Annotated in this window: 28 protein-coding genes; 26 read left to right on the top strand and 2 right to left on the bottom strand. The window is 59.0% G+C overall.

Going from position 1 to position 26,415, the window contains the following annotated elements; translation table 11 throughout:
• Position 1: 1 nt before the first annotated feature.
• From PBR20603_RS21835 to PBR20603_RS21725, 24 genes are all read left to right on the top strand, one after another.
• Positions 2-1,312: a phage portal protein gene (locus tag PBR20603_RS21835; protein WP_150561547.1), complete on the top strand. Its 1,311-nt coding sequence runs from the start codon at positions 2-4 to the stop codon at positions 1,310-1,312.
• Positions 1,290-2,132, top strand: coding sequence for a head maturation protease, ClpP-related (locus PBR20603_RS21830; RefSeq protein ID WP_150561546.1), 843 nt, complete (start codon positions 1,290-1,292; stop codon positions 2,130-2,132). Before PBR20603_RS21835 ends, PBR20603_RS21830 begins: the two co-directional genes overlap by 23 nt.
• 4 nt (positions 2,133-2,136) lie before the next feature.
• A complete protein-coding gene (locus PBR20603_RS21825; protein WP_150561545.1) occupies positions 2,137-3,420 on the top strand; it encodes a phage major capsid protein in 1,284 nt (427 codons plus the stop codon).
• 64 nt (positions 3,421-3,484) lie between these two features.
• Positions 3,485-3,742, top strand: coding sequence for a HeH/LEM domain-containing protein (locus PBR20603_RS21820; RefSeq protein ID WP_150561544.1), 258 nt, complete (start codon positions 3,485-3,487; stop codon positions 3,740-3,742).
• A gap of 3 nt (positions 3,743-3,745) precedes the next feature.
• Entirely contained in the window at positions 3,746-4,087 is a 342-nt protein-coding gene (locus PBR20603_RS21815; protein ID WP_150561543.1) for a head-tail connector protein, read from the top strand.
• Positions 4,087-4,446 carry a phage head closure protein gene (locus tag PBR20603_RS21810; RefSeq protein ID WP_150561542.1) on the top strand — a complete coding sequence of 120 codons (360 nt, stop codon included), beginning with the start codon at positions 4,087-4,089 and terminating at the stop codon, positions 4,444-4,446. Before PBR20603_RS21815 ends, PBR20603_RS21810 begins: the two co-directional genes overlap by 1 nt.
• Positions 4,436-4,936 carry an HK97-gp10 family putative phage morphogenesis protein gene (locus PBR20603_RS21805; RefSeq protein WP_174978020.1) on the top strand — a complete coding sequence of 167 codons (501 nt, stop codon included), beginning with the start codon at positions 4,436-4,438 and terminating at the stop codon, positions 4,934-4,936. The genes PBR20603_RS21810 and PBR20603_RS21805 overlap by 11 nt, the downstream gene beginning before the upstream one ends.
• Entirely contained in the window at positions 4,933-5,280 is a 348-nt protein-coding gene (locus PBR20603_RS21800) for a DUF3168 domain-containing protein (protein ID WP_150561540.1), read from the top strand. Before PBR20603_RS21805 ends, PBR20603_RS21800 begins: the two co-directional genes overlap by 4 nt.
• A gap of 18 nt (positions 5,281-5,298) precedes the next feature.
• Positions 5,299-5,721 carry a phage tail tube protein gene (locus PBR20603_RS21795; protein WP_150561539.1) on the top strand — a complete coding sequence of 141 codons (423 nt, stop codon included), beginning with the start codon at positions 5,299-5,301 and terminating at the stop codon, positions 5,719-5,721.
• Complete coding sequence (locus PBR20603_RS21790; protein ID WP_150561538.1) at positions 5,718-6,116, top strand: hypothetical protein; 399 nt, start codon at positions 5,718-5,720, stop codon at positions 6,114-6,116. Before PBR20603_RS21795 ends, PBR20603_RS21790 begins: the two co-directional genes overlap by 4 nt.
• Positions 6,113-6,418, top strand: a complete 306-nt coding sequence (locus PBR20603_RS21785; protein WP_150561537.1) for a phage tail assembly protein T — start codon at positions 6,113-6,115, stop codon at positions 6,416-6,418. The genes PBR20603_RS21790 and PBR20603_RS21785 overlap by 4 nt, the downstream gene beginning before the upstream one ends.
• Before the next feature lie 36 nt (positions 6,419-6,454).
• The gene (locus PBR20603_RS21780; protein ID WP_150561536.1) at positions 6,455-9,349 is read left to right on the top strand and encodes a phage tail length tape measure family protein; all 2,895 of its coding nucleotides are present in this window, start codon (positions 6,455-6,457) and stop codon (positions 9,347-9,349) included.
• A gap of 20 nt (positions 9,350-9,369) precedes the next feature.
• Positions 9,370-9,705, top strand: a complete 336-nt coding sequence (locus PBR20603_RS21775; protein WP_174978019.1) for a hypothetical protein — start codon at positions 9,370-9,372, stop codon at positions 9,703-9,705.
• Positions 9,705-10,181, top strand: coding sequence for a DUF1833 family protein (locus PBR20603_RS21770; protein WP_150561534.1), 477 nt, complete (start codon positions 9,705-9,707; stop codon positions 10,179-10,181). Before PBR20603_RS21775 ends, PBR20603_RS21770 begins: the two co-directional genes overlap by 1 nt.
• A 23-nt stretch (positions 10,182-10,204) precedes the next feature.
• Positions 10,205-10,567, top strand: a complete 363-nt coding sequence (locus PBR20603_RS21765) for an NlpC/P60 family protein (protein ID WP_174978018.1) — start codon at positions 10,205-10,207, stop codon at positions 10,565-10,567.
• Positions 10,558-14,214, top strand: coding sequence for a host specificity factor TipJ family phage tail protein (locus tag PBR20603_RS21760; RefSeq protein ID WP_150561532.1), 3,657 nt, complete (start codon positions 10,558-10,560; stop codon positions 14,212-14,214). Before PBR20603_RS21765 ends, PBR20603_RS21760 begins: the two co-directional genes overlap by 10 nt.
• A 53-nt stretch (positions 14,215-14,267) precedes the next feature.
• Entirely contained in the window at positions 14,268-15,191 is a 924-nt protein-coding gene (locus PBR20603_RS24640) for a gp53-like domain-containing protein (RefSeq protein WP_425495837.1), read from the top strand.
• A gap of 2 nt (positions 15,192-15,193) precedes the next feature.
• Entirely contained in the window at positions 15,194-15,754 is a 561-nt protein-coding gene (locus PBR20603_RS21755) for a DUF4376 domain-containing protein (RefSeq protein ID WP_150561531.1), read from the top strand.
• A gap of 107 nt (positions 15,755-15,861) precedes the next feature.
• Entirely contained in the window at positions 15,862-17,868 is a 2,007-nt protein-coding gene (locus PBR20603_RS21750; protein ID WP_150561530.1) for an acyltransferase family protein, read from the top strand.
• Between the two features lie 90 nt (positions 17,869-17,958).
• A complete protein-coding gene (locus tag PBR20603_RS21745) occupies positions 17,959-18,300 on the top strand; it encodes a holin (RefSeq protein WP_150561529.1) in 342 nt (113 codons plus the stop codon).
• Positions 18,297-18,572: a holin gene (locus tag PBR20603_RS21740; protein ID WP_246174923.1), complete on the top strand. Its 276-nt coding sequence runs from the start codon at positions 18,297-18,299 to the stop codon at positions 18,570-18,572. Before PBR20603_RS21745 ends, PBR20603_RS21740 begins: the two co-directional genes overlap by 4 nt.
• Positions 18,565-18,984, top strand: a complete 420-nt coding sequence (locus PBR20603_RS21735) for a lysozyme family protein (protein WP_150561528.1) — start codon at positions 18,565-18,567, stop codon at positions 18,982-18,984. The genes PBR20603_RS21740 and PBR20603_RS21735 overlap by 8 nt, the downstream gene beginning before the upstream one ends.
• Positions 18,981-19,475, top strand: a complete 495-nt coding sequence (locus tag PBR20603_RS21730) for a DUF2514 family protein (RefSeq protein WP_150561527.1) — start codon at positions 18,981-18,983, stop codon at positions 19,473-19,475. The genes PBR20603_RS21735 and PBR20603_RS21730 overlap by 4 nt, the downstream gene beginning before the upstream one ends.
• A 47-nt stretch (positions 19,476-19,522) precedes the next feature.
• Positions 19,523-19,759, top strand: coding sequence for a hypothetical protein (locus PBR20603_RS21725; RefSeq protein WP_150561526.1), 237 nt, complete (start codon positions 19,523-19,525; stop codon positions 19,757-19,759).
• A 553-nt stretch (positions 19,760-20,312) separates the two neighbouring features.
• Here PBR20603_RS21725 and PBR20603_RS21720 read toward each other — a convergent pair.
• Both PBR20603_RS21720 and PBR20603_RS21715 read right to left on the bottom strand, forming a co-directional pair.
• Positions 20,313-21,047 carry an aspartate/glutamate racemase family protein gene (locus PBR20603_RS21720; protein WP_150561525.1) on the bottom strand — a complete coding sequence of 245 codons (735 nt, stop codon included), beginning with the start codon at positions 21,045-21,047 and terminating at the stop codon, positions 20,313-20,315.
• 17 nt (positions 21,048-21,064) lie between these two features.
• On the bottom strand, positions 21,065-22,060 hold the full coding sequence (locus tag PBR20603_RS21715; protein WP_246174922.1) for an ABC transporter substrate-binding protein: 996 nt from the start codon (positions 22,058-22,060) through the stop codon (positions 21,065-21,067).
• 361 nt (positions 22,061-22,421) lie between these two features.
• On the opposite strand from PBR20603_RS21715, the gene PBR20603_RS21710 reads away from it, so the two are divergent.
• Both PBR20603_RS21710 and PBR20603_RS21705 read left to right on the top strand, forming a co-directional pair.
• Entirely contained in the window at positions 22,422-24,581 is a 2,160-nt protein-coding gene (locus PBR20603_RS21710) for a hydantoinase/oxoprolinase family protein (RefSeq protein ID WP_150561524.1), read from the top strand.
• Positions 24,578-26,329: a hydantoinase B/oxoprolinase family protein gene (locus PBR20603_RS21705; RefSeq protein WP_246174920.1), complete on the top strand. Its 1,752-nt coding sequence runs from the start codon at positions 24,578-24,580 to the stop codon at positions 26,327-26,329. The genes PBR20603_RS21710 and PBR20603_RS21705 overlap by 4 nt, the downstream gene beginning before the upstream one ends.
• Positions 26,330-26,415 lie beyond the last annotated feature (86 nt).

The following is a 26,415-nucleotide window of genomic DNA, read 5'->3' as shown; positions in this document are numbered from 1 at the left end:
AATGGGTTGGTTAGATTTCGTCCGGGGTGAGAAAAACCCGGAGGCGCCCGCTCGCCTCGCGGAACCGACTTTCGAGCGTGCGTCGCCGCCGGTAGCACCGCGAGCCGAGTCGACACCCGGGCACGCCTTCGAAGGCCTCGACGATCCGAACCTTCTCGAATACATCCGTAATGGAGAGTTGAACGGTGGAGTCGCGGGGCGCGAGGCGAAGGCGCTGCGAAACATGGCCGTTCTTCGGTGCGTGACGCTGATCTCGCAGTCGATCGGCATGCTGCCGCTGAATCTTATCGAGAACAACGAGACGAAGCGCACGCTGACTGAAAACCCGTCGCACCGCTTGCTGAAGTATCGACCGAACGACTGGCAGACGCCGATCGAGTTCAAAAGCCTTTTACAGTTGCGCGCGTTGCTCGATGGTCAGTCGTTCGCTCGCGTCATCTGGTCGGGAAATCGCCCGATACGGATGATTCCGATGGATCGCGGTTCAACGAAGCCGCGCCTCACGGAAACGTGGCAGATGGTCTACGACTACACGACGCCTGGCGGAAATCTGATCACGCTGCCGGCGCGCGAAGTTTTTCACCTGCGCGATCTGTCACTGGATGGCGTGAACGGTCTTTCCCGGCCACGGTTGGCGAGAGAGGCGCTAGAACTCGCCGAGCAGGCTGAGCGCGCAGCGTCCCGCACGTTTCGCACTGGCGTAATGGCAGGTGGCGCCATCGAATACGAGAAAGAGCTTTCGGATGGCGCATACAAGCGCCTGAAGGAGTCGATCGCTGAGAACCACTCGGGATCTGAAAATGCCGGTAGCTGGATGCTGCTGGAAGAGGGCGGAAAGGCGAAGCAGTTCACGGCGACGGCGGTGTCCGCACAGCAGATCGAGAACCGAAATCACCAGATCGAAGAGGTGGCGCGCATGTACGGCGTACCGCGTCCGCTTCTGATGATGGATGACACGAGTTGGGGCAGCGGCATTGAGCAGCTTGCCATCTTCTTTATTCAATACGGCTTGTCGCCCTGGTTCGTTTCGTGGGAGCAAGCGGCCGAGCGTCTGTTCCTGCCGGAAAACATGCTCGGCAAGCAGGTGTTCAAGTTCAACGAAGCGGCGCTTCTGCGCGGCACGCTTAACGATCAGGCGAACTTCTTTGCCAAGGCGCTGGGTGCTGGCGGACATTCGCCATGGATGAAGCAGAACGAAGTACGCGAGACGGTGGACCTTCCCCGCGTAGACGACCCGGTTGCCGATCAACTGCGCAACCCAATGACACAGCAACCGAAGGGAAGCGGCAATGAGCCTCCTCAAACTGCCTGAAATCCGCGCCGATCACCGGCTGAATACCGCTCAGTACGAGATCCGTCCGGATGCGCTTGAGCGCTGGGAGCCGGACGTGCATGCGGCGGCCGGTGACGATTCGGCATCAATCTCGATTTACGACTCGATCGGCGACAACTGGGAAGGGACGGGCGTCACGGCGAAACGCGTCAGTGCGGCTCTTCGCAGCATCGGTGCCCGCGATCTGACGGTGAACGTCAACTCGCCGGGCGGCGACTTCTTCGAGGGCGTCGCGATTTACAACCTCCTGCGAGAGCACAAGGCCAAGGTGACCGTCAACGTGATGGGGATCGCCGCCTCGGCTGCCTCGGTCATTGCGATGGCAGGCGACGATATCCTGATGGGTGACGGCGCATTCCTGATGATCCACAACGCCTGGACTGTGGCCATCGGCAATCGGCACGACATCGCTCAGGCGGCTGAGGTTCTCGCGCCGTTCGATGCCGCGATGGCGAAGGTCTATTCGCAGCGCGCCGGCATCACCGAAGCCGAAGCGGCGGCGCTGATGGATAAGGAAACCTGGATCGGCGCCGAGCAGGCCGTCACAGATGGTTTCGCGACGGGACTGCTGGACAGCGCCAAGGTCGCGAAGGAATCCAATGCGAGCGGAAACCGCAAGGCACTCGCACTCATCGAGGCGTCCATGGCGCGAGCTGGCTATTCCCGCGGCGCGCGCCGGGATGCACTCAAAGCCCTATTCGACGGCACGCCGAGCGCTGCCGCTGGATCCGCCATGCCGGGCGCTGGCGACGACGTTGCAGCCTCGCTGCAAAACCTCATCAACGCTCTCCAAGGATAAGTCCATGAGCAAGAAACTCTTCATCGCCGCGCTCGCGGCAAACTTGACTGGCGTCGCACTGGCGGTCCCGCGCGGCATTCTTTGCGTACGCGCTGACGCCGGCTCCGGTGACGTCAAGGCGCTTGTCGAAGGCGTGCAGAAGGCATTCCATGAATTCAAGGCCGAGCACACGAAGCAACTCGACGCCGTGAAAGCTGGTCTGCCAGCGTCCGACATTACGGCGAAGGTCGAAAAGATCGGCGCTGATCTGGATGCGTTCCAGAAGGCTCTCGACGAGCACAGTGTGAAGATGGCAGCGCTCGAAATGGGTGGTGCCGGCGGCGGTGCGAAACTGCGTGACTCCGAGTACACGGACGCTTTCAAAGCGCACGTGAAGAAGGGGGACATCAATGCGGCACTGAACAAGGGGGCCGATGAGCAGGGCGGATACCTGACGCCGATCGAGTGGGATCGGACCATCGTAGACAAGCTGGTGTTGATTTCGCCGATGCGTCAGCTTGCTCAAGTGCAGGCGGTCTCGAGGGCGGGCTTTTCGAAACTGTTCAACTTGGGCGGCACGGCAAGCGGCTGGGTGGGGGAGACTGACGCTCGTCCGCAGACTAACACGGGCACGTTCGCATCGCTTTCGTTTGGATCGGGCGAGATTTACGCAAACCCGGCGGCCACGCAGGGCATCCTCGACGACAGCGAGATTGATCTGGAGAGCTGGCTCGCAGGCGAAGTGCAGACGGAGTTTTCGAAACAAGAAGGGCGCGCGTTTGTGTCGGGCGATGGCACGAAGAAGCCAACGGGCATTCTGACGTATGTCGCCGGTGCTGCGAACGCTGCTGTTCATCCCTTTGGGTCGATCGCACTCGTCAACAGCGGCGCGGCCGCAGCAATCACGTCCGACGGCATCATTGACCTGATCTACGACCTGCCGAGTGCGTTTACCGGCAATGCGCGTTTCACGATGAACCGGAACACGCAGCGTTTGGTTCGCAAGCTCAAGGACGGCCAGGGCAACTATCTGTGGCAGCCGTCGTTCGTCGCTGGTCAGCCGGCTACGCTCGCGGGCTATCCGGTGACAGAAGTGCCGGATATGCCGGACGTCGCAGCGAACTCGACGCCTATTCTCTTCGGAGATTTCAAGCAGACATATCTCATCGTCGACCGCATTGGCGTACGGGTCATGCGTGATCCGTACACGGCGAAGCCTTACGTTCTGTTCTACACGACGAAGCGTGTGGGCGGCGGCCTGCTGAACCCGGAGCCGATGCGCGCAATGAAGATTGCCGCTTCGGCGTAAGCGACGACAGTAGGCCGACGATTAGGGGGCTCCTTCGGGAGCCTCTTTCATTTGCGAGGAAGACATGGCAAAGCTCATCAAGGCGTTTCTCGGCGTTATGGATGGCGACATTTACCCTACCCAGTTCGAAGTCGGAGACGAATGCCCGCCGGAATTGGAAGCAGGCGCGCTGGAATTGGGTGCTTTGGGTGATGAATCGCTATCGCTTGAAGACATGACTGCGGCGCAGATCAAGACAGCGCTGGAAGCAAAGGGCATCGAGTATAAGGCGAGCGCGAGCAAGGCTGAACTGCTCGAATTGTTGAATGGCGCTGGAGCGTAAAGCATGCCGCTGGTGTCCATCGAACTTGCAGCGAAGTTCGTCAAACAGGATCTAGGCGCCGACGACGACGTCGTGCAAATGGCACTCGACGGTGCCACGCAGTCCGCAATCGACTACCTGAATCGTCAGGTCTTCGAAACCGATACCGCTTTGCAGGCCGCTGTTACGGCCGGTACGGCAGGGGATAGCCCGATGGTGGTAAACGCGGCGATCAAGGCGGCGATCCTGAAGACGACCGCTGAGTTGTACGTGAACCGTGAGGATTCGAGCATCGGGACCGTCGCGGAACTGCCGTTCAACGCGAAATCGCTCTTGCGGCCTCACCGAATCATTCCGGGGGTGTGATGCGCTCCGGAACTCTCACTCGACAAGTGCGGATCGAACGTCGGGGCGCCGGGAAGGATGATTTCGGCCAACCGTCCGACGGCTGGGTGCCGATCGGGGAACCGCTCTGGTGCAATGTCCGTGTCTCATCGGGCTCCGAGGCGATCAAGTCCGATATGCCTGTCGGCTCTGCCGCCGTGAGCGTCCGTGTGCGATATCGAACCGATATCGACAACGGCATGCGCGCGGTCTTGATCAAGTACGTCGCCGGCCAGCCGGTCGATGATGTGGTCTACAACATCCAAGAGCCGCTGCCTGATCACGCGGGGCGCGAGTACACCGACCTCGTTTGTGTATCGGAGCAAGGCGATGGCGGATGAGTGGAAGACCAGTGGATTCGACGAATCTGCTGCCGCACTGCTGAAGCTTGCGGACGACATGGCGGAATCGGCCCTTCGGTCGGCCGCCGTGGCCGGCGGCACGATTCTTCGTGACGAGGCCGCGTTGCGAGCGCCGCACGGGGAGACCGGAAACCTCGCGCGTGCGCTGTACCTGAAGTTTATTGAAGAGCGCTCGACTGAGACAAGCAAGATGTACTACGTCAGCATCCGCCGCGGGAAGAAGGGGGACGGCCGCGACGACGTTGCCTATTACGGTCTGATGGTCGAGTTCGGGCACTGGTACGTGCCGCCGAAGCCGAAAGGCGTCCGCTGGAAGTCTCACCGGGCGAGTGCCATCGGCAAGCACTGGGTGGCAGCAAGCCCCTACCTGCGGCCATCGTGGGAAGCACGCAAGACTGACGCCCTCGATGCCATGCGCAATCGTCTCAAGGAGAAGCTGTTGGAGATTCATGAGGCGCGCGGCAAATGATCGAACCACTCATTACCGGCGCATTGGCCGGAATTGCCTCTGGGCGAGTTTTCAACGCTACGGCACCGGCCAACGCACAGCGGCCCTACGCGATTTTCCAAAAAGTCGGCGGCCAGGACGCCAGTTCACTCGACGGATTGGCCGAGCGCATGAACGCTCGCGTGCAATTCGTTGTGTGGGCAAACACCGCAAAGGAGGCGGCGACTGTCATGCGACAGGTAATGGTGAGCCTCTGCGGTGATGAACTTAAGGGGGTGCCGGTTGGCGCCCCCGTGGGGCTTCACGAACCCGATACCGACTGGTACGGCGAGCGCCTCGACATTTCTTTCTGGTTCACCCCTTGATACATCAGGAGAACAGCTATGACCTCCCCGGCAATCTCGGCGCAGGGCAGTAAGCTTGAAATCGCGCCTCTCGGCGCCACGCCGACGTACACACGCATCAAAGGCTTCAAGTCGTTCACCGGCTTTGACGGCCAGTCGTCGGAAATCGACACGACCGATCTGGACAGCACGTCGAAGGAATATCTGCTCGGCCTGCGTGACAACGGCAACTTCAACTTCGATCTGAACGTGAATCGTACCGATCCCGGTCAGATCCTGCTCGAAGCGGCTCGGGCGAGCAGTGCAATGCATCTTTTCAAGCTCACGCTGCCCGACGGCCACGTGGCTACGTGGAACGGTCTGGTGAAAAGCACCCCGCTTCAAGGCGGAGTGGACGCGGTGCTGACCGGCACCGTGAATACGCGCATCAGCGGCGACGTGACTTGGACGGAGGGTCCGTGAAAGTACTTTCGAAAGATCAAATTCTGGCGGCGAATGATCGGAAGACCATCGACGTGCCGGTGCCCCAGTGGGGCGGCGTCGTCCGCCTTGCCGTCATGTCCGGCGCCGAACGCGATGCGTTTCATTCCTCGCGCGAGGGCGGCACAGGTACTCTTGGCGAGTTCGAGGCGTCGATTCTCGCGGCGACCATCGTTGATGCGGACGGCAATCAGGTATTCACCACCGAGGACATCGACGCGCTTCGAACCAAGAACAAGGACGTTCTCGACATGCTCACCAGCGAGGCCGCAAAGTTGAACGGCATCGGGCAAGCGGCGCTGGAGAGCGCGGAAAAAAACTCCGAAGCCGCCCCGAGCGGCGATTCTGGTTCCGGCTCGCTCTCCACCTCGGAATGAGCGTTCGGCAAGCTCAGCGGGAAATCGATTCCGCCGAGTTTGCCGAATGGGTCGCGTATTCGCGCATCGAGCAGTTCGGCAGCCCGATTGAGGATCTTCGCACCGGCGCGGTCGTGTCCATGCTTGCGAACATCAACCGCGATCGCAAGCGGCATCCCGAGCCCTTCGGCTTGCTCGACGTCCTTCCGTGGGCAGAGCATGGCGATTCGCAACCTGACGAACCGGTGCAACTCGCTGACCCGAAGGCGCAATCGGATCTGATTCGAGCCGCAATTTTCGGCATAGCGCCGACATCCGACTAACGCCCGCTGCGCGCGGGCATTCCTTATGATTTCACAATGAGTGACCTGATCGGAAAGGCCGTAATCGCCGTCGAGGCGAATACAACTGGCCTTAAGGCTGGCATGGCTGAAGGCGCTCAGTCGGTGAAGCAGCTCGAAGCCACTGCCACCGCCTCCGGTGCCAAGACAAGCGCGGCATTCAAGGGGGTGTCGGACGCGGCAACCTCGGGGGCTAGGGCAAGTGAATCGTCGATTCGCAGCTTCATGGCGTCCCTTGAGCGCCAGTCCGTGACTGTTTCACAGGGTAAGGCCGCATGGATGGAAATGCGTGCTGCCCAACTCGGCGTCGCGGATTCGGCAGCGCCGATGATCGCGGCCATGAAGAAGGCCGAGAACGGCGCGCACGAGATGAATTTCGCATCGGCCGCCGCGCGAAAAGAATTGATGGTGCTGGGGCACGAAGCGTCGACAGGGGCCTGGAAGAACTTCGGCGGGTCGCTGCTCGTACTTGGCGAGCGGACGGATGCCCTGGGCGCCATCATGTCGTCGACCGGCGTCACGGTTGGGCTCGTGAGTGCCTTCATCGGCGCCTTTGCGCTGGCAGCATTTCAGGGAAAGAGTGAGGCTGAAGCGTTTGCAAAGTCGCTGCAACTGACCGGAAATGCCGCTGGCGTTACTCGCGATGCTTTCAACTCGATGTCACTCGGCATTGCAGAGGGCACCAAAACCGGGGTTGGCACGGCGCGCGAAGCCCTGCAGGCACTGATTTCTACTGGGCGGTTCGCCGGGCAGAGCATGCAGACGCTTGGTGAGGACGTCGTAAAGTTGTCTGAACTGACCGGTGCGAAGCTCGAAGACATCGTTGCCGACTACGCCAAGATGCCGGACGGTGTGGCTAAGTGGGCGGCCGAGCATAACCGCAGCATGCACTTCATGGACACGGCGACGTATGAATATGTCCGATCCTTGGAAGAGGCAGGAAAGGTGTCCGAGGCAGTCCGTGTTGTTTCGGAGGCGCTCCATCGGCAACTGGTCACCGATGCTACTGAAAAACTGAGCGGCGCCGCCAAAGCGTGGCGAGATTTTCGGCTCGAAATTTCCAAGACGTGGGCGGAGCTGAAGCAAGGTTTCGGTACCGGCCCGACGAACACCGACAAGATCGACACGTTGCTCAACGAGCGGCGTGATTTGGAGTCGATGGCGAAGCGGGTCGGCGGTGGCGGCGATATGGCTCGTGAGCGTATCGCAAGCATCGATAAGCAGATTGCCTCACTCCAGTCGTTGAACATCGAGGAGCAGCGACTGGCGGAAGGAAGCGCGCGGCGCGCTCGCGAAGCGCAGGCGGGAATTGCAGCAACCGATGCTCTCCACAAGCAGCGACTCCAATACGACAAGGGATACGCCCGGCAGAACGCTCTGGATCAGTTCGATCGTCACGTCTCAGACCTTCGTACAGCTAATCCGAATAGCCCCGAACTGGACCCGAAGGCATTGGTTGCGACCCGAAAAGGGATTATCGAGCAGTTCACGGACAAAAAGGCCGAGTCGGACGCGCAGAATGCCCTCAATGCACGTCTTGAAGCGTTGCAGCAGCAGTTCAAAGCGGAGGAAGACGGACTAAAGTCGAATCTTGCTCACATCAAGAGTCTGCGAGAGCAGGGGTTAATGTCGCTCCAGGACGAGTTGCAGCAAGAGCATGACGCGCGTCAGCAATCGCTGACCAAGCAATTGGGAATCGTGCAGCAGCAGGAGGATCTGGCGAAGGGCAAAAAGCAGCTTGCCGCGCTTCAGAAGTACGCGGGTGAAGAGGCCCAGATTCGGCAGAAGCTCGCCGAGAATGACCGGAAATTCTCGGATGATTCGACGGCACTTCAACAGAAGCAGGCGCGGGACCTTGAGGCGTATACGGTCACGCTACGCAAGTCGTTGCAGACACGTCAGGACGCAATTAGTCAGAGCGTGCAGTCGGTTGGCATGGGCGACGTTGCACGTGATCAATTCTCACGGCTTACGGCGGCGGCGAAAGAGTATGACCAGAAGCTATCCGAACTGACCCGCTCGCGCGTAGAGAACAAGCTCGACGCGTCGCAATATGACGCGCAGGTCCGCGCTTTGCAGGACTTCTATGATCGTCGGGTTGCGTTGGAGTATGACGCAACCGACCGGCTTCGCGAGGCGCAGGGCAATTGGTTGAGCGGTGCCAATCGAGCTTGGGAGAACTATCGGGATCACGCTGGAAACATCTCCAATCAGGTGGCGGCGGGTTTCACGTCGCTGTATGACGGACTCACGGATGCTGCGGCGAAGTGGGCGACGGGGACAAAAGTCAGCATTGGCGACATCGGTATCGCGTTCGCGCAGGAGCTGATCAAGATGCAGATGCGGGCAGCGGCTACACCGATCTTCGGGGCGCTTACGGGGCTACTCGGCAACTGGTTCGGCGGTGGTGGTGAACAGGCCAGTGGATACTCGAGCGCAGCAGTGGGGGGCGGCTTGGGTGCGTCGTACAGCGGATCGTTCGGCGGGCTTGGCGGCACTTCTGGGATGTTCACGATGCCGAGCGCCAAGGGAAATGCCTTTGCCGGCGGCGCTGCACTGCATGCCTTCGCCAGCGGCGGTGCGTTTACCAACAGCATAGCCTCATCGCCCACGATCGCGCCGTTGGCGCTGTTCGGTGAGGCCGGACCCGAAGCAATCATGCCGCTTTCACGCGGTGCCGACGGATCGTTGGGGGTGCGCGCAACACTCGACGTCGGGACGTCGTCGCCGGCCGGTGCGCCACAGGCATCTGACCTTCGTGTTGAACTGGTCAACCAGACGTCTCAACCCATGCAGGTCAGGAGCGCAACGCCACAGTTCGATGCAACGGGGTTGGTCGTGAAAATCGTCATTGATGATCTCCAGCGTGGTGGCCCGATTCGCTCGGCAATTCAAGGTATGCCAAAGCAATGAGGCCCCAGTTCCCTTCATACATGCCAGCGCCGATGGCGTCGGCCTTCACTCAGTCGCCGGACTATGCCGTCATTACGACGGAAATGGACGCGGGACCGGACAAGCAGCGGCCGCGAAACTCGTTGGCGAAGGTCTCGCGAAGCGTTCAGTTCATTCTCGACAAGCTCGACAAGCGCAACGCTTTTGAGGAGTGGTTGCGCGTCGATCTGTCCGGTGGCGTGTTGTGGTTTGACTGGCGAGATCCGTTATATGGCACGACGAAGATCGCGCGAATCGTCGGGGGAAAAGTCGAATTTTCCTCGCAGGGTTCGCTCGATGTCTGGGTGGTGAGGTTCACCATGGAGACCTACGGCTGATGGCTAGACAGTATTCCCCGAGGTATCGCCAGACCATCAACGCTGTTTCGGCGCCGGAATCTCGGCTGCTGCTCCTGCAAATCAACCATCCCGACTTGGCGGTGCCGATCCGCGTCGTATGCGACACGCAGGATGTCACCTGCAATGGCAACGTGTACACGGCAATGGCATTCAGCTGCTCGCTACCTGACGATCAACAGGGGCGGCTGCCTCAGGCGAGCATCGAGATCGACAATGTGAGCCGTGAGCTCACGCAATGGCTGGAAGTCAGTCGTGGCGGCGTTGGTGCAACAGCCACGTTTTCGGAGATTCTGCGCAGCGTGCCCGATCACATTGAATGGAGCATAACGATGGATATGTCGAAGGTGTCCGTCGTTTCGCAGAAGATCGTCGCAACGTTGGGGTTTCTCGACACGCTCAATCAGCAGGCGGTCGCGGTTCAGTTTCGACCCGATACTTCTCCCGGGGTGTTCTGATGGTGCATTGGAGCGACCGTTACATGTTCCGCCCATATGAGCTGAACCGATTCGATTGCGGTGACTTGGCGCGCTTGGTGCTCAAGGAAGTGTTTGGCCGCGACGTCGGAATTCCGCGCGCACGTGGTGAGGGACCGTTTGCGGACTCGGCACTGGTTGCGCGCTGCTGCGACGAAATCGGTGAGCGGACCAAAGAACCCGCCGACGGGGATGCTGTGGTCATGATCGCGCGAGGTCGGCTCGCGCATGTCGGCGTGTACTACGAGCAAAACGGCGTGGCGTGGGTGCTTCACAACTCTCGTGAAGCTATGCAGGTGGTTCGCCACCGCGTTCGAGAACTGGAGGGAAGCGGCTTCAAACTGGACGGATTCTACAAATGGAAGTGATTGAGCGTCAGGCGCCCGCATTGGTGCATATGCCGCACCCGTTGACGTCTGATGGGCGAGCAGTCTTTTACGCAGGGTTTCTTGACGATGAGACGATCGGCGACTACCTGGCGCGGCATGGTGTGAAACTCCCGTACGGCGCTGTTTCCTTATGGTGCAACGGCATCCCTGTGCCATCGGAGAACTGGGAGCACCTGATTCCGCAAGCTGGCGACAGGATTGTGATTCGGACCACGCTGGAAGGCGGTGGAGGTGGTGTCGGTAAGGTGCTGCGCACGGTAGCGCTTGTCGCTGTAGCGGCTTTCGCGCCGCAGCTTGGCGCTATGGCGGTCTCTCAGTTTGGCGGGATCGGCCTGGCAGCGACTCTGGGCGCAAACGGAATCTTGGTAGCGAACGGGCTTGCGGCCGCCGCGATCATGGTCGGTGGCTCTCTCCTCGTCAATGCGTTGTTGCCGCCGCCCAGGGCATCGTTTAACTCGGTCAATCAGCCGAACAGTCAAACTCCGACGTACTCGCTTACCGGCGGTCGAAACTCGGTACGGCAGTACGAGCCGATGCTCGTGTGTGTCGGCTACAACAAAGTGGTCCCCGATCTCGCGAGTACGCCCTACACGGAATTCTATGACCACAAGCAATACCTTTATCAGGCGTTTCACTTCGGTCTATCGGATGTCACCCTTTCCGATTTCAAAATCGGGGACACGCCAATAGGGAGTTACGAAGATGTTTCGATTGAGGTCAGCGGTGCCGATGGCAAGCTGTCTTTAATCGCCGGAAACGTTGATAGCCAAAACGTCCAGGATCTATCCGCCGGAACGGGTTGGGTGCAACGGACGACGTCGGTCGACACTATAGCGATCGCCGTGGATATCGTGGCAACCCTGTACCACGTCAATGATCAGGGGGGATTGGACTCTCGGTCGGTGGCGTTCCAGATGCAGTATCGGGTGGCTGGCACCGGCAACTGGCTCGACTTTGGCGGCGGTGTCGTGACAATTACGGGCGCAACACAATCGCCGCAGCGCTATACGTTTCGCGGCTATGTGGCTCGTGGTCAGTTTGATGTACGGGTTCAAAAGCTGACAGAGGACGCCGCTGACTCGCGCGATTCAAACGCGGTTTCATGGTCGCAGCTTCGGAGTTATCAGCAGGACTCTGGAGACTACACGGGGCAGACCCGCGTCGGCGTTCGCATTCTCGCATCCGCGCAGTTGAACGGCTCCATCGATACCTTTTCGGCGATGGCCACCGCAGTCTGTCCCGTTTGGACCGGTACGTCGTGGGTGACGAAGGCAACCAGCAACCCAGGGTGGTGGTTCCTGTGGTGGGCACGAGGCAAATTTATCAACGGGCGCAGGATCTACGGGGCTGGATTGCCCGACAGTCGAATCGACATCGAGGGCATCAAAGAGTTTGCGGCGTATTGCGACTCGAAAGGTCTGACTGTGAATTTCGTGCAGGGCGCCGGTCTGAGCATCGGTGCGATGGCCGATCAGATTGCCTTGTGCGGGGACGGATCCTCTACTTGGTTGACTGGCAAGCTTGGTGTTGTGTGGGATGCACCTGATCAGCCGTCAGTTATGCAATTCGGGCCGTTCAACATCAAGCGAGACTCGTTTCAGGTCGAGTACAACACGGAAAACTTGGCCGACGAGATCATCGTGAACTTTACCAATCCGGATAAGGGATGGGTTGTCGATCAGGTTCGAGCGAAGCCGCCAAACGTGACTGCGCCCACGAATCCGGTGACTCTCGACTTTGTGGGGTGTACGAGTGTCACGCTTGCGGGGCGGAAGGCCAATTTGATGGCTGCCGGTCAGTACTATCATCGGCGCAAAGTTACTTGGGTGTCTGATCTTGAGGGGTTCGTCGCACAGCGTGGCGACGTCGTGGAACTGTCGCACGATATGACGGCCTGGAGTTATTCAGGGCGACTGCTTGGCGGGGATCGAGACACGTTGCGCCTGGACCGGTCAGTCCCACTGGCACAAACACAGGGGTATGTGGGCGTTCGATTCCCGGATGGCACTTACAGAGTGTTCGGTGTGAATGGTGGGGCAGGCATGAGCGACACGCTTAAGCTGACCCGAGGCATCCCGGCGGAATTGCCGGTTCCGGACGAACATGCAGAGATGGTTCCATATGACTGGGTGTTCGTCTATGACCCATTGGCCACGCCCGGCAAGCGGGTAAAGATCACATCGGTAACGCCTCAGAGCGGCGGGAACGAAGTGCAGATCATCGCCACCGATGAGGAGGCTGGGTATTACGCAGCAGCGGCGGGCGGTTATGACTACGTGCCGCCTCGACAGTACAGTCACCTAAATGGAGACGTGCTTTCGTTGATGTTTAACGAGCAGCTGCTTGATGGGGCAACTGGGCGAACACGCGTGATCCTGAGTTGGACCACCGGGGTGCCGACAAAAGCCAGTGTTTTTGTGTCGATCGACGACGGCCCGCCTACGCGATATGAAGTCGACGGCAATAGCCTTGAGATTCAAGCGTATTCGAACGACGTTGTTCAAGCGTCAGTTCAGCCGGCGCCTCTGGTTCAGTTGCAGCAGTCTGCGCAGGGCAAGAGCGGGCGATATGTCGTGCAGGGCTTGCTTCAAGCTCTGGCGACGCCGCGCAACGTATCGACTGTCTATCGCGACCAACTCACTCACGTTATTTGGAGTGAGGTCGTTGATCCGAGAGCCATCGACTATGAGGTCCGCCAGGGGGCGACGTGGCAGAGCGCGAGCCTTGTCGTGAACACGCCGGTTACCGATATCGTCGCGGTGGGGGATGGGACGTATTGGATTGCAACGCGGTATCAGTCTCCGATAGGTAGCGTTCTGTATTCACCGCCGGCATCCATTGTGATCGCTGGTGCATCTCTCGTCCGAAACGTGATTGCGGTCCACGAAGAGGCGCCGGATTGGAGTGGCACTTTGACCGGCGGCGCTGCCGTTAATGGGGGCGTGTTGATTCTCGCAGGTCAAGGCGACATCCTGAGCGAAACAAACGTGCTCGGCGTGCCTAACGTGCTTGAGTACGGCGGCGTCGCTGGAGCGGGTAGTTACACAATTCCGACCTCACACGAGATTGATATTGGTCGAGTGGCCGCGTGCCAACTGCTCATCACTTCGTCGGTGCACGGTATTCGTTCGACTGAAAATATCCTGGCTGCAATCAATGTTTTTGATAATCCAGATGTGCTGGGCGAAGCGCTCGGCCTTTCTGTGTCTGCAAAGCCGCAGATTGCCGTGGCTCAGGCAGACGGCGTCTTCGGACCGTGGAGGGACTTCTTGCCGGGCATATACAGCGGTCGCAAATTTACCGCGCGGTTGCTCCTGGAGTCTACCGATCCGGCGATTCATCCAGCTGTTGATCAGTTCAGTTTCGCGGTCGATGTACCTGACAGATTGGACACTGGAACGAATGTTCCTGTGGCGGCTGGAGGTGCCACTGTAACGTTCGCCAGTTCCTTCAATGCCGGGCCGAACGCCGATCCGCAGCCGCACGTGCAGATCACGTTGCTCAACGCGATCGCCGGAGATCAGGTGGTTCTGACAAACTCGACACTTGCAGGCTTCAACGTCAAAGTGGTGAACGGATCTGCCGACGTGGCGAGAAGCATCAACTGGTCGGCACAGGGATACTGAGCGCCGAACGCACAAACAGGGACCACTTAGGTGGTCTTTTTTTTGAGGAAATTATGTCGCAGGACTCTCTTATTCTTCCGACGACCGGGACGTTGTCTGGCCTTGCGCTCGTGATGGCGTTGAATGATGCGCTCGCGAACTTGGACAGCTTGACATCCGGCGCAACAGACCCGTCCTCCTTGCCTGGTGGTGTAAGACCGTTTTCTCTGTGGATGGACACCTCCGTGACGCCCGCGGTGGTCCGTCAGCGAAATGCCACGAACGATGGGTGGGGTGCGCCCTCGGTGGCACCGGCAACGCAGCCGCAGCACGCCGTGCAGTTCGGCCAAATGCAGGCCTCTATGCTTGGTGCCAGTGCAGTTACTCTTGTCCCAACTGCAACGACTCTCACGTCGGCAAATGCAGGTCAGCTACTCGTATTCTCTTCGGGCGTCGTTGGAACCCTTCCTGCGGCATCGAGCATCAAATCAGGGCAGGGACTCCAGTTCTTTTCGATTGTTGCCGGCGCATCAGTGGCGCGGGCAGGAACGACGAACACGATCACGGTAGGAAGCGCCAACGTCACGTCGATCGCGTTGAACGCAGGGGACACCCTCACACTGATTTCGAATGGATCGAATGGTTGGTATGCGATCGACGGGTCCGCGCAACTCCAATACGCCGCATCGATGCAATCGGCGCAGTCTCTCGGACAAAATGGATACCGAAAGTTACCGGCGTATCCTGGCGACCCGGTACCACTAGTTGTTCAATGGGGTATTGCAAATACTGGCGCGAGCCCCGCCGCCGTTACGTTTCCGATCGCGTTTCCGAACGCCTGTAGGTCCGTAACGCTCGGGGCAAATTACTCGACTTCGCCAGCGGGTGCGCAAATTACGAGTGGACCTTCCACTACGGGCTTCTCGCTTCAAATGACAACGTTCACGGGAACAAATCTGACGGGTCAGAGCGTGGCTTGGATGGCGATCGGAAACTGAGGATGACTATGGGACAAAAATTTGCGGGTTTCGATTCAAACGGCGCAATCGTGGCGTTCTTCGACAGTGAGGATAGCCCTGCGCCGGAGGGTACCGATAATCTGATTGAGATTTCCGACGACGAGTGGCGCGCTTGCTTAGTCACGCCGGGTTACACAGTGCTAGACGGGGAGTTGCGGGCTCCGTCGCCTGCTGCACTTTTGGCGCAAGCGCAGGCAACGAAAATGTCAGCGCTGCATCTCGACTACCTCACTGCTTCGCAGATCGACGTGACGTACAAATCAGCCAGTGGGGTGGCGACAAGGTATCAAGCGGATAGCGAGAGCCAAGCTAGATTGCTTGTCGCGACAACGGGGTACGGATTATCAGGGGCGACGCCGACGGGCTTCTACTGGGTAGCTCGCGACAACACTCAAGTTCCATTTACATTAGATGATCTGAAGGGGCTGTACGGCGTAATGCTCGTTCAAGGGAATACGGAGTTCAACAAGCTTCAGACCCTGAAGGCAAAAGTGCGCACTGCCGAGACTGTCGAATCGGTCGGAGCTATCACTTGGGGCTAAGACAGTTGAGCAATTTTCATCAAGGAATTTGCTCCGGCATCACTCGATTCGGCGTTTTGGTTTCAGTGTAATATGGCGACCGAAAATAATGAGTCGAGAGCAACTAAGTGAATAGCAATCCCGGGGACGTCCATGCACGTGTGTATCGGGCGGACATTGACGGACTTCGCGCAGTAGCGGTGTTGTCGGTCCTGGTGTTTCACGCTTTTCCGGCGGCGCTTCCGGGAGGGTTTGTCGGTGTCGACGTATTCTTCGTGATCTCCGGTTATCTGATCACGTCGATCCTTGTCAATCAAATTGACTCTGGCCGCTACAGCATCTTAGATTTCTACGCTCGCCGTGTGCGCCGGATTTTTCCTGCGCTGGGCTTGGTGCTAGCTGCAAGTCTGACGTTCGGCTGGATATCTTTGCTTCCCGATGAGTTTGCGGCGCTTGGCCGGCATGTGGCTGGCGGCGCGGCATTTGTTTCCAACTTTGTGTTGCGCGGTGAGGCCGGATATTTTGACACATCAGGGGAGATGAAGCCATTGCTTCATCTGTGGTCCCTTGGGGTTGAAGAGCAGTTTTACCTCGTTTGGCCGCTCATGCTGTACGCGGTGTCGCGATTTCGGATGCCGCGATACCTCATGCTGCTGATCGGGCTAGTCACCTCGTTCTCGATTAGCGTATGGCTCACTCATCGCAGCCCAGTGTATGCCTTCTATCATCCACTCCCGCGGTTTTGGGAGCTGTTGGTGGGAGGCGCACTGGCGTGTGCGCCACGTTTTTCCTCGACTCTTCAGAAAAACGGGAAACTGGCAGATGGTGCCGCCGCTCTTGGGATTGCAGGAGTTATCGGTGCAATCGCGTTGCTGAACTCGGACAGTCTTTTCCCTGGCTGGCGTGCGTTGTTCCCTGTGGTTGGTTCTGCGCTCATTATCGGCGCCGGCCCCGCAGCGTGGCTGAATAGGAAACTACTCGCTCACCCTATTGCCGTTTCCCTCGGTTTAATCAGTTACCCGTTGTACCTCTGGCATTGGCCACTACTGTCGTTTGCGAACATACTCTTCGCTGGGGCGCCGCCAGTCCCGGTTCGAATTGGGTTGCTAGTAGTGGCACTCCTGCTCGCATACCTCACGTATCGATTGGTTGAGCTACCGCTACGAACTAAGCCTCGTATCCTCGCGAAGCCAGCGGTGCTTTGTGCCGTCGTCTGGTGCTGTGGAGTTGTTGGTTTCATGGTCCTAAGCAATGGAGGCGTGGCATCAAGGGCCGTCGTCGCCATCAATGCCGAAAACACGGTCAATGCAGATTTGGCTACTGCCGGTCTTGGCAAAGGGAATGATCTTGTCGAACCCGGATGCGGGGTGCCAGCCGCGGATGCGGGGTTGTTCCTTTGGTGCTATCACGATAAGCGCCAGAAGCCTACTGCCGCTGTGTGGGGAGATAGCCACGCTAACGCGTTGTACTGGGGACTCGTGCGTGAATCGGAGCCATCAATGAGGTGGTTGCATATCGGTCGCCCGAGTTGCCCTCCGATGATCGGTGCAAACATTGATCCTGATTGTGATCGTGCTAACAGGGTGGCGTTAAGTGCGTTGACTCAGGACGAAACCATCAAACTCGTGCTGATTACCGGAGCGAAGTGGGCCATTTCTGATAAGCGATACCCGAACAAGGAAAGCGGCAGGCGAGCAACCGATTCGGGTGAAGCCGGACTCGCAGCAACTATTGCTGCTCTGGAAGCGGCTCATAAGCGCGTCGTGTTCACGATCGATAATCCAGAATTTGCAGATCCGAAACGGTGCATGACGTCCCGCGAGACATCCTCAGCGGCGTTCAATCATTTGCTGGCATACCGTAAGCCCGCTACCTGCTCTATGACTCTGGAAGAGCTCTACAAAGAGACAAAGAGCTATCGCGCGATGGTTGCCCGCTTGAAAGAAAGCTTCCCCAATGTGCTCGTCTACGATCCCACGTCTGTTCTTTGTGATGTTGCGGCAGACGAATGCTCGATGTGGCGTGGACGGGATTTCCTGTATAGCTATGGAGACCATATTTCTGATGTTGCCAACGGGCTAATTGCTAGTCGCCTGCTACCAATGATTCGGTCATGGACTCACGTCGCAAATTAGCGCAGTAGATTGCGCACTCTTCATCAAAGCCGCCTTCGGGCGGCTTTTTCATTTCCACATCGGGCGCGGGGGCGCTCAAGGGACAAACCAATGGCAGAACCAACATCGAGTGCCGTGGCGGCCGCATTGGCCGTGGTGGTGAAGGTGCTTCCGGGGGCAATCGGATCGCTGATTGCGCTCCGATTCATCGGTGAAGGGCTGACGAAGAAACAAAAAGCGATGTCGTTCGCGGCCGGCGCGGCGATGTCCTACTACCTCAGTCCGTTGGTCGTGATGTATTTCGCGATCACGGACGCCGGCGCACAGCAGGCGTTCGGGTTCTTGATGGGGCTGTTCGGCCTGGCGCTTGCAAAGGAAGTGTTCAAGGAAATCAACGATGCCGACCTGATCGGGGCTCTCAAGCGGCGACTCTCCGGAGGGCTTGAAAAATGATCTGGGTATCGGTGTTCTTTGCCGCTAACGTCGTCGTTCTCGGCGCATGCATTTGGGTGACGCTGAGTGATGCGATCGCGACGGGGTTCTGGGGCACGACGGGCTTTGTCGCCATCGGTCTGGCGTCGGCCGGCAACCTATTCAAGCCGTTCTGGATGCGCCATGCGATCGACGGTCCCGAGGTATTAATGCTCGTCGGGATGGCGATTGTCGGCGTGTGGCTGATGGCCCGGAAGGCGTACTGGGCAAACAAGGAGCGAAAGCATGGGTAACTACGACTCAAACCTACTCAAGGCTGAATTGACTCGCGATGAAGGTCGGCGGTTACGCATCTACGTCGACACCGTCGGCAAGGTGAGTGGTGGCGTTGGTAGGAACCTGACGGACAAGGGATTCCGAGACGACGAAATCGACCTGATGTACCGGAACGACGTGGCCGAGACTGAGGCTTGGCTTGACCGAAACCTTCCGTGGTGGACGTCGCTCGATCCGGTGCGTCAGCGCGTGATGATGAACATGGCGTTCAACATGCAGGGCAAGTTGCTCGGCTTCCGGAATTTTCTCTCAGCTGCGCAGCGTGGAGACTGGGCAACGGCCGCCACTGAGATGCTCGACAGTCTGTGGGCGCGTCAGGTCGGCGACAGAGCAAAGCGACTCGCATCGATGATGGAGTTTGGCCGATGAGTTGGATCGATCCGCGCCTATGGGGTGCATTCCTTCTCGCCGTGGTGCTTGCGGCCGGCGGCGGCTACTGGAAGGGGCACCACGACGCCAACCAGTCGGCTACGGTCGCCAGTCAGGCAAAGCAGATCAGCGACCTGACAGCTTCCAATAACCTCTATCGCCAGACGACGAAAACGCTGGCTGGGATATCCGACGATGCAAAGAAAAAAGCTGACCAAGCTCTGGCCGACGCTCGTACCGCTGATGCTGCTGCTGACGGCCTGCGCAAACGAGTCGCAGAGCTTGTCGCCGCTGCGAAACATTCCACCACTGCCAGCGGAAGCGCGCCAGCCGGTGTCGGAACAGATCCCCTCGATTTGCTCGCAGGGCTGTTCAGTCGGACTGACGAAGCTGCGGGAGACATCGCGCGATTCGCTGACGCTGCCCACATCGCAGGACTTGCCTGCGAGCGGAGCTATGACGCGCTGACGAGGTCGAATCGTGAGAAGTGATGAGGCTGCGCTAAGATGTTGGCTCGCATACTCAGTGGAGATGTCAAATGAAGCTGGATCAGAATGCAATTCTCCAGGCTGCCGCCACCATCACGGCTGCAAAATTGCAGTCGCAAGCCATTCGCGCTGGTAACGGTGGGGTCGCATACACCGGGGCACCTAGTGTAGAACACCTTCTTGGAACTTCAATTGAAGAGGTTCTATCGGTCGTTGAGAAAATCAAAGACGAAAAGTCCGACGTTTCCCTTGAGGTCTGGGAGCGACTCGGAAGAGAGCGCCTATAACTTCGGGGCGGGTGACGTCCGGCTCCTAGTCCGATTCGTTCTTCTGCCGCCGATTTCGATGTCTAATATCTCGCCGCATGTCGCCCGCAAACCCGCATGTTGCCGTGCCTAATCCTTTAGCATCTTGTTAGACACGAAACCAATTTGCCGCGTTCTGGTAAGGCGTTTGCGGGTATTTTTCCGGTCTGATTTGGGATCAGAGGGTCGTAGGTTCGAATCCTATCGCTCCGACCAGCAGGATCAAAGGGGTTAGCTTCGGCTAACCCCTTTTCTTTTGGTCCTGCCGGGCGCCATTGCTACTCCTGTTGCTACCCTCTCGGGCGACTTCCATAAGGAGCTTCGAGCGATGGCAAGCGCTTGGACGGCTGAAGCGTTTCGTCTTTTCATTGTTCGTGCCGACTGGCGCGTTCCCAACGCGTCTCCGCCGAGACACGCTCCACAATATCAATACTGCTGCCTAATTTCTCCTGAGTGATCGTGGACCGATACCGGACGGCGCCTCGGGGATTCCGCAAGCAGACTTAGGCCAATCACAGCGGCAATCTGATGATGTCTAATTTGTGTGAAACCGCCTCGGACGTAAGCCGTGATGGAACCACTGAATCAAGGAGACAATATCGAACACCGGCATCTTTAGGGCATCGGCGAGTGCGGCCGAGTAGGGAGAGAAATTCGTGCATTCGCTGACGATCGCACCAACATCCGGGTGCTCTGCGAGCAGTTCTTGAGCGCAGCTAAGCAGATCGGCGAAATTCCGTGCGGGATCTACCGACGCGGCATTGTGCAACTGGCTATGGAAGAAGTGCGACGCCTCACGCAGGCCCGCGATGGGCACATCGAGCGGTGCGCCCACCTGCGTCAAGTGAGCGGGAGTCATTGCCTCCCGCCGCGCCGTCAATACGCCGACATGCTTACCGAACGGCAGCACCCTCGAGATCATCGGAATTTGCAATAGACTTGACGTCGCAATCGGAACAGGACATCTTGCCTGCAACTCACTCTGGTATGCCGCCAGAAAGCCACAGCTCGTCGTAATTCCGTCTACCCCCAATGCCACGAGATCATGCGCTGCCGCGACAAACAAGTCGAGACTGGCACTCGCACCCGGCGACATGACCTGTGGCCCGGTCACACCCTTTACCAAAGCGTACTGAACGGGAAAGTCCCAGGTCGACGCGTGACCGATATCGCCGGGTAGTCGCTCGAAACCGGTATCGAGCATCAAAATGCCCAGCGTTACGCCATGAACGACCCGTTTGCGAACTTGCCCATCCGAGTTGGTTTCCATCGCGAGGTGCTCTACGGTTATTGGGGATCGACGAAGCACTTGCAGTCCCGCATTTCGGGAGGAACGGTCAAGCCGAGTTGCTCAAGCTTTTTTCGATTGACCAACGCCAGATAGTCGCCGGGCTGAGGGCGATAGACGGCCAGTTCCGATGGTTTCTTGCCATTCATGAGTGCTAGAGCAAGATCGGCTGCGTGGGCTCCTTGCGATTCGTATGAGGGCGCGTAGGCAACGGCGATGAGGTTTCCCTTGCGAATGAGTTCGTGCTCGGCCGATAGAATTGGAATTTTGAGTCGATCGGTTACGCTGGCAACTGCGGGAAGCGACGACTGTACGAGATTGGAGCCAATTGCATAGAAGAAGTCGAGCCCCTTCATCGTTCCGGTGCGCTGCGGGACATCGATGGTTGTATCGACACTGGTCGCGACCATCTTCATGCCGGCTTTTTCCGCGGCGACGCCCAGACTCTTGATGGCGGCAACGTCATTCACTTCCCCTGCGTTGTAGAGAACGCCAAAGGACTTGGCGCGCGGGAAGACCTTCTTCGCAAATGCCAGAACCGCATCGTAGTCGGTTACGCTCGCCGTGCCGACAATGCGCTCGCTCCCATGTTCCCAATCGGGCACCAGCCCGGCCGCAATGGGATTGGTGACTTGAGAAAATACGAGTGGAATTCGTACATCGGACACGTTGCGCACGGCAGCCTGTGCAACAGGAGTTGTCACCGTCAGAATCACCTTCGGGCGCTGCGAGACGATCTGGGCCAGCGTTTGAGGGATGAGACCGGGCGTAAAGTTGGCATCGCTATAGGCATAAGTGACTGTTTTGCCTTCAACGAACCCGTGTTTTGCCAACTGCTCTTTAAAGCCGGAAATGGTTCGCGACAGTGCCGGGTGGGGGCCAAAATTGGCGATCCCGATGACGGTCGTCTCCGCGTTGGCAAGCATGGAACTCGCCATCAGCGAGAACATCAATGTGACGCTGGACAGTCGCTTGGCAAAGGGTTTCGGGAGCATGGGCATCCTCGGTAAGCGGTGAAAAAAAGATCCGTCGCCGATTCGCTTTGCGTCGACGAAGGACGATGTTCGCAAGTACATCCTCGTTTCATTTTGGCGAATACCAAAATTCGTAGCACGGCCGGTTGAGATTCAGGCCCGAAATCCTATTTCATTCGTCCGACGCCGAAAATCGCTCGCAACGCAGGCGGATATCAGCGCCGCGCGTACGGGTTATCCCCCGGTAATGGCGCTCAGGGGCGACGCGCTACCGAATCAGTAGTTCATAGTTCCGATATCCAACGCGAATCGCCGGCGAGTTCCGTAACTTATTGGCTGATCGTCGCAATGCGCGGCGCCCTGTCCTTGTTACGGAGCGACAATGTCTTCTCTTCGCGCCTCCCCGCCGCCACGCATCGGTATCGACATAGGCGGCACCTTTACCGACTTCGTACTTGAGCTTGGCGATCAGCGGCACACCCACAAATGCCTGTCGACGCCGCAGGCGCCTGAGCGGGCGGTCATCGCGGGCATTACCCACCTTCTGCAACTGACCGGCATTCCCGCCAGCGCCCTTGGGGCCGTGTTGCACGGCACGACTCTCGCGACCAACGCCGTGATTGAACGGCGTGGTGCCAAGACAGCCCTGGTGACGACCGCAGGTTTTCGGGACGTCATCGAAACCGGGTGTGAGGCGCGTGCGGACCAATACGACCTTCGGGTCAGAAAGCCGGAACCGCTTGTGCCCCGCGACCTCCGTTTTACGGTGGTCGAGCGTATGGGAGCCAAGGGACAGGTCCTGCTCACGCTCGACGAAGCAAGTGTAGATCGTGTTGCTGACGCGCTCGCTGCGCAAGCGGTGCAGAGTGTGGCGATCGCGTTTATGCACAGTTACGCCAATGCCGACCACGAACAGCGAACAGCCGAACGGCTCATGAGGCGACTGCCTGATGTGTCGTTCAGCCTGTCGTCAGACGTATCCCCGGAGATTCGTGAGTTCGAGCGCTTTTCGACTACCTGCGTCAATGCATACGTCCTGCCGCTGATGGCCTCCTATTTGCAGCGCTTGTCGGAGGCACTCAAATTGATGGGTATCAATGTTCCCCTGTTGATGATGACCTCGGACGGCGGGTTGTGCGATGTGGAAACGGCGTGCCGCTATCCGGTCCGTCTGCTCGAGTCGGGCCCCGCCGGTGGGGCGCTGCTTGCCTCTTACGTAAGCCGGATGCTGGGTCTCGATCGCGTGCTTTCTCTGGACATTGGCGGCACCACGGCAAAGTTGTGCTTCATTGACGACGGGAGCCCGCAAATGTCGCGATCGCTAGAAGTGGCACGGCTCTATCGCTTCAAGCCCGGCAGCGGAATTCCGCTTCGGATCCCCGTTGTCGAACTGTGCGAGATAGGTGCGGGCGGCGGCTCCATTGCAAGCATCGATGTACTCGGCCGCGTTACGGTTGGCCCGACGAGCGCTGGGTCACAACCGGGCCCCGCTTGTTATGGCTTAGGCGGTGCGGACGCGACACTGACCGACACGCACCTGGTGGCTGGACGCTTAGACCCCGAGTATTTCGCTTCGGGGACTCTTCCGCTCGACACGGATGCCGCGCTTGAAGCGCTGGACCGGACCATCGCCTCGCCGTTGGGCGTTGCTCAGGATACTGCGGCCTACGCGGTCGCAGAAGTGGCAGATGAGGCAATGGCGGGGGCCGCACGTGAGCATGCCATTGAGCTTGGAAAAACGTTGGCAGGGAGAACGCTAATCGCGTTCGGTGGGTCCGCGCCGCTGCATGCTGCGCGGTTGGCCGAGAAGTTGGGCATCGATAGCGTTATCGTGCCGGTCGCGGCGGGTGTGGGCTCGGCGTACGGTTTTCTCGTGGCGCCCATTTCTTTCGAGGCGGCCCGAAGTCTCTATCAAATGCTCAGCGAGCTGGATACATCGTTGGTCAACGAGTTGCTTCAAGAACTACGAAACGAAGCCGCCGGCGTTATCGGTCATACCCGCCCGGTGCCGGCCGCCGACAATGAAACACAAGCGTTTGCGTACATGCGCTATCGCGGCCAAGGCCATGAAATACAGGTTCCGATTCGCGATTTGGCGATGGATCAAACGAGCATTGTCGCCCTCCGAGCCGGATTCGAGCACCACTATCGAGCGCGATTCGGCCGTCTGATCGCGCATGCGGATATCGAGATTCTCAGTTGGAGCGTGCGTATCTCGCACACACCGCCCATGCCCGCGAAAGAGGCGCACTCGCTCACGCCGCCTGATGCTCGAATGTCGGCCGCGACGGCGCCCTTGCCAGTCGATGTGAGATCGGTGTTGGATCAATCGTCCCAGACGCGTGTCGACGCGGCATTTCATCGCCGCCACACTCTCTTGGACGGCTCGGTAATTCTGGGACCTGCGGTGATTGTCGACGATGAGACGACGATCGTCGTGCCGCAGGAATTCAGCGCGCGTCGCGTGCGTTCGGGACACCTTGTACTCGAACGGCAGCGTTCCTCGGCCGGGCTTCAGATATCGCGCAAGGAATATCAATGATGGACCACAAGGACCCTACAACTGAGGCGCCGCCTGATGACCCGGCATCCAACCGCACGATTCGCCTTCAGGTTATTTGGACTCGACTGATTTCAGTGGTGGAGGAGCAGGCTCGGCTGCTTATGCGCACGGCCTTCAGTCCAACCGTACGAGAGGCCGGTGACTTGTCGGCAGGCGTATTCGATACGCGTGCCCGATTGGTGGCGCAGGCCGTCACCGGAACCCCCGGTCACGTCAATTCGATGGCTGCCGCGGTCGGACACTTCCTGGACGCGTTTCCGATCGACACTATGCGCCCTGGCGACCATTTCATCACAAATGACCCGTGGCTTGCCTCCGGCCATCTGCATGACGTGACCGTGGTTTCACCGGTGTTTCGCAATGACTCGGTTATCGCGCTCTTGGCTTGCACCTGCCATCAGGTCGACATCGGCGGGTTGGGGCAAGGCCCGGATGGTCGCTCGGTGTTCGAGGAAGGGCTTTGTATTCCGCGCTTGCCGCTGGCCCGGGCCGGGGAGGTGAATCAGGATCTGCTGGATATTATTCGCGCCAACGTACGTCAGCCAGACGAAGTCATTGGAGACATCCTTTCTTACATTGGCGCTAACGAGGCCAGTGCGCGGCGACTCATCGCGATGCTGGATGAATTCGGTGAGACCGGGCTCGACAGTGTTGCGAACGACATCATCGATCGATCGAGCGCGGCGATGCAGCGCGCGATTGCGCGATTGCCCCGGGGCCGGTATCGCTACGCCATGCGCATCGACGGCTTTGATTCCCCCGTCGATCTGGTGGCGGAACTGGAAGTCGGCGAAGGACGCATTCGTGTCGACTTCGATGGGTCGTCGTCTGCCAGCCATCGCGGAATCAATGTTGTACTCAACTACACCCGGGCCTATACAGCGTTCGGGGTTCGGGCTGCCATTGCGCCCGAGGTGCCTAACAATGCCGGCTCATTAGAGCCAATCGACATCACGGCCCCGGTGGGGTCAATCCTGAATGTCGAACGTCCGTGGCCGGTGTGCGCGCGCCACATCATCGGGCAATTTCTTCCCGACGTGGTCTTTGGCGCCTTGGCGGCCATTCTTCCGGAGGAAGTCCCGGCGGAGGGCGCGTCCTGCATCTGGGGGGCGCAACTGCGCGGAGGCGCGGTCGCTGCCATGGCTGCCGGGGAAGATGCCGGTAGTGCGGGGCAGAGCTTCGAGACGCTTTTTTTCAATAGCGGCGGCGCTGGCGCACGCGCAGGCGAAGACGGCATGTCCGGCACCGCCTTCCCTAGCGGCGTGAAGTCGATTGCCGCAGAGATCGTGGAGTCCAACTATCCGGTCGTGATCTGGCGTAAAGAACTGCGGTGCGATAGCGGTGGCGCGGGTCGCTGGCGAGGCGGTCTTGGACAGAGCCTCGAAATCGGGACAGTGGATGGAGCGCCTTTTCAATTCTTCGGAATGTTCGATCGCGTGATACACCCTGCGCGCGGGCGCAATGGGGCGCTCGATGGGCTGGCCGGGCGAGTGGCGCTCGACGACGGCACTCGTATGGCTGGAATGGGGTTGCAAACCGTACCGCGCGATCGTCGCCTGTGTTTGGATCTGCCGGGCGGTGCAGGGATCGGACCCGCCACTGAACGCGAGCGGGAAAGCGTCGAGACCGATTTGCGGCTCGGCTATATCAGCGAGGGCTGTGCGGTAAGCGATTACGGATTCGATGCAGGGCGGACGGTGCCGTGTCGGAAAATAGATCAAGGTTAAGTGATTTCGGTTCTTCTTATTTTGGCGGCGTTGGTCTTGTGAGGGCGTTTTCTTACGCTGCATTCGACGATGCACTACACACGTTG

Source organism: Pandoraea bronchicola (assembly GCF_902459805.1).
Lineage (GTDB): Bacteria > Pseudomonadota > Gammaproteobacteria > Burkholderiales > Burkholderiaceae > Pandoraea > Pandoraea bronchicola.
The sequence above is the reverse complement of the archived record's forward strand: the minus strand, read 5'-3'. Positions and strand labels throughout refer to the sequence as shown.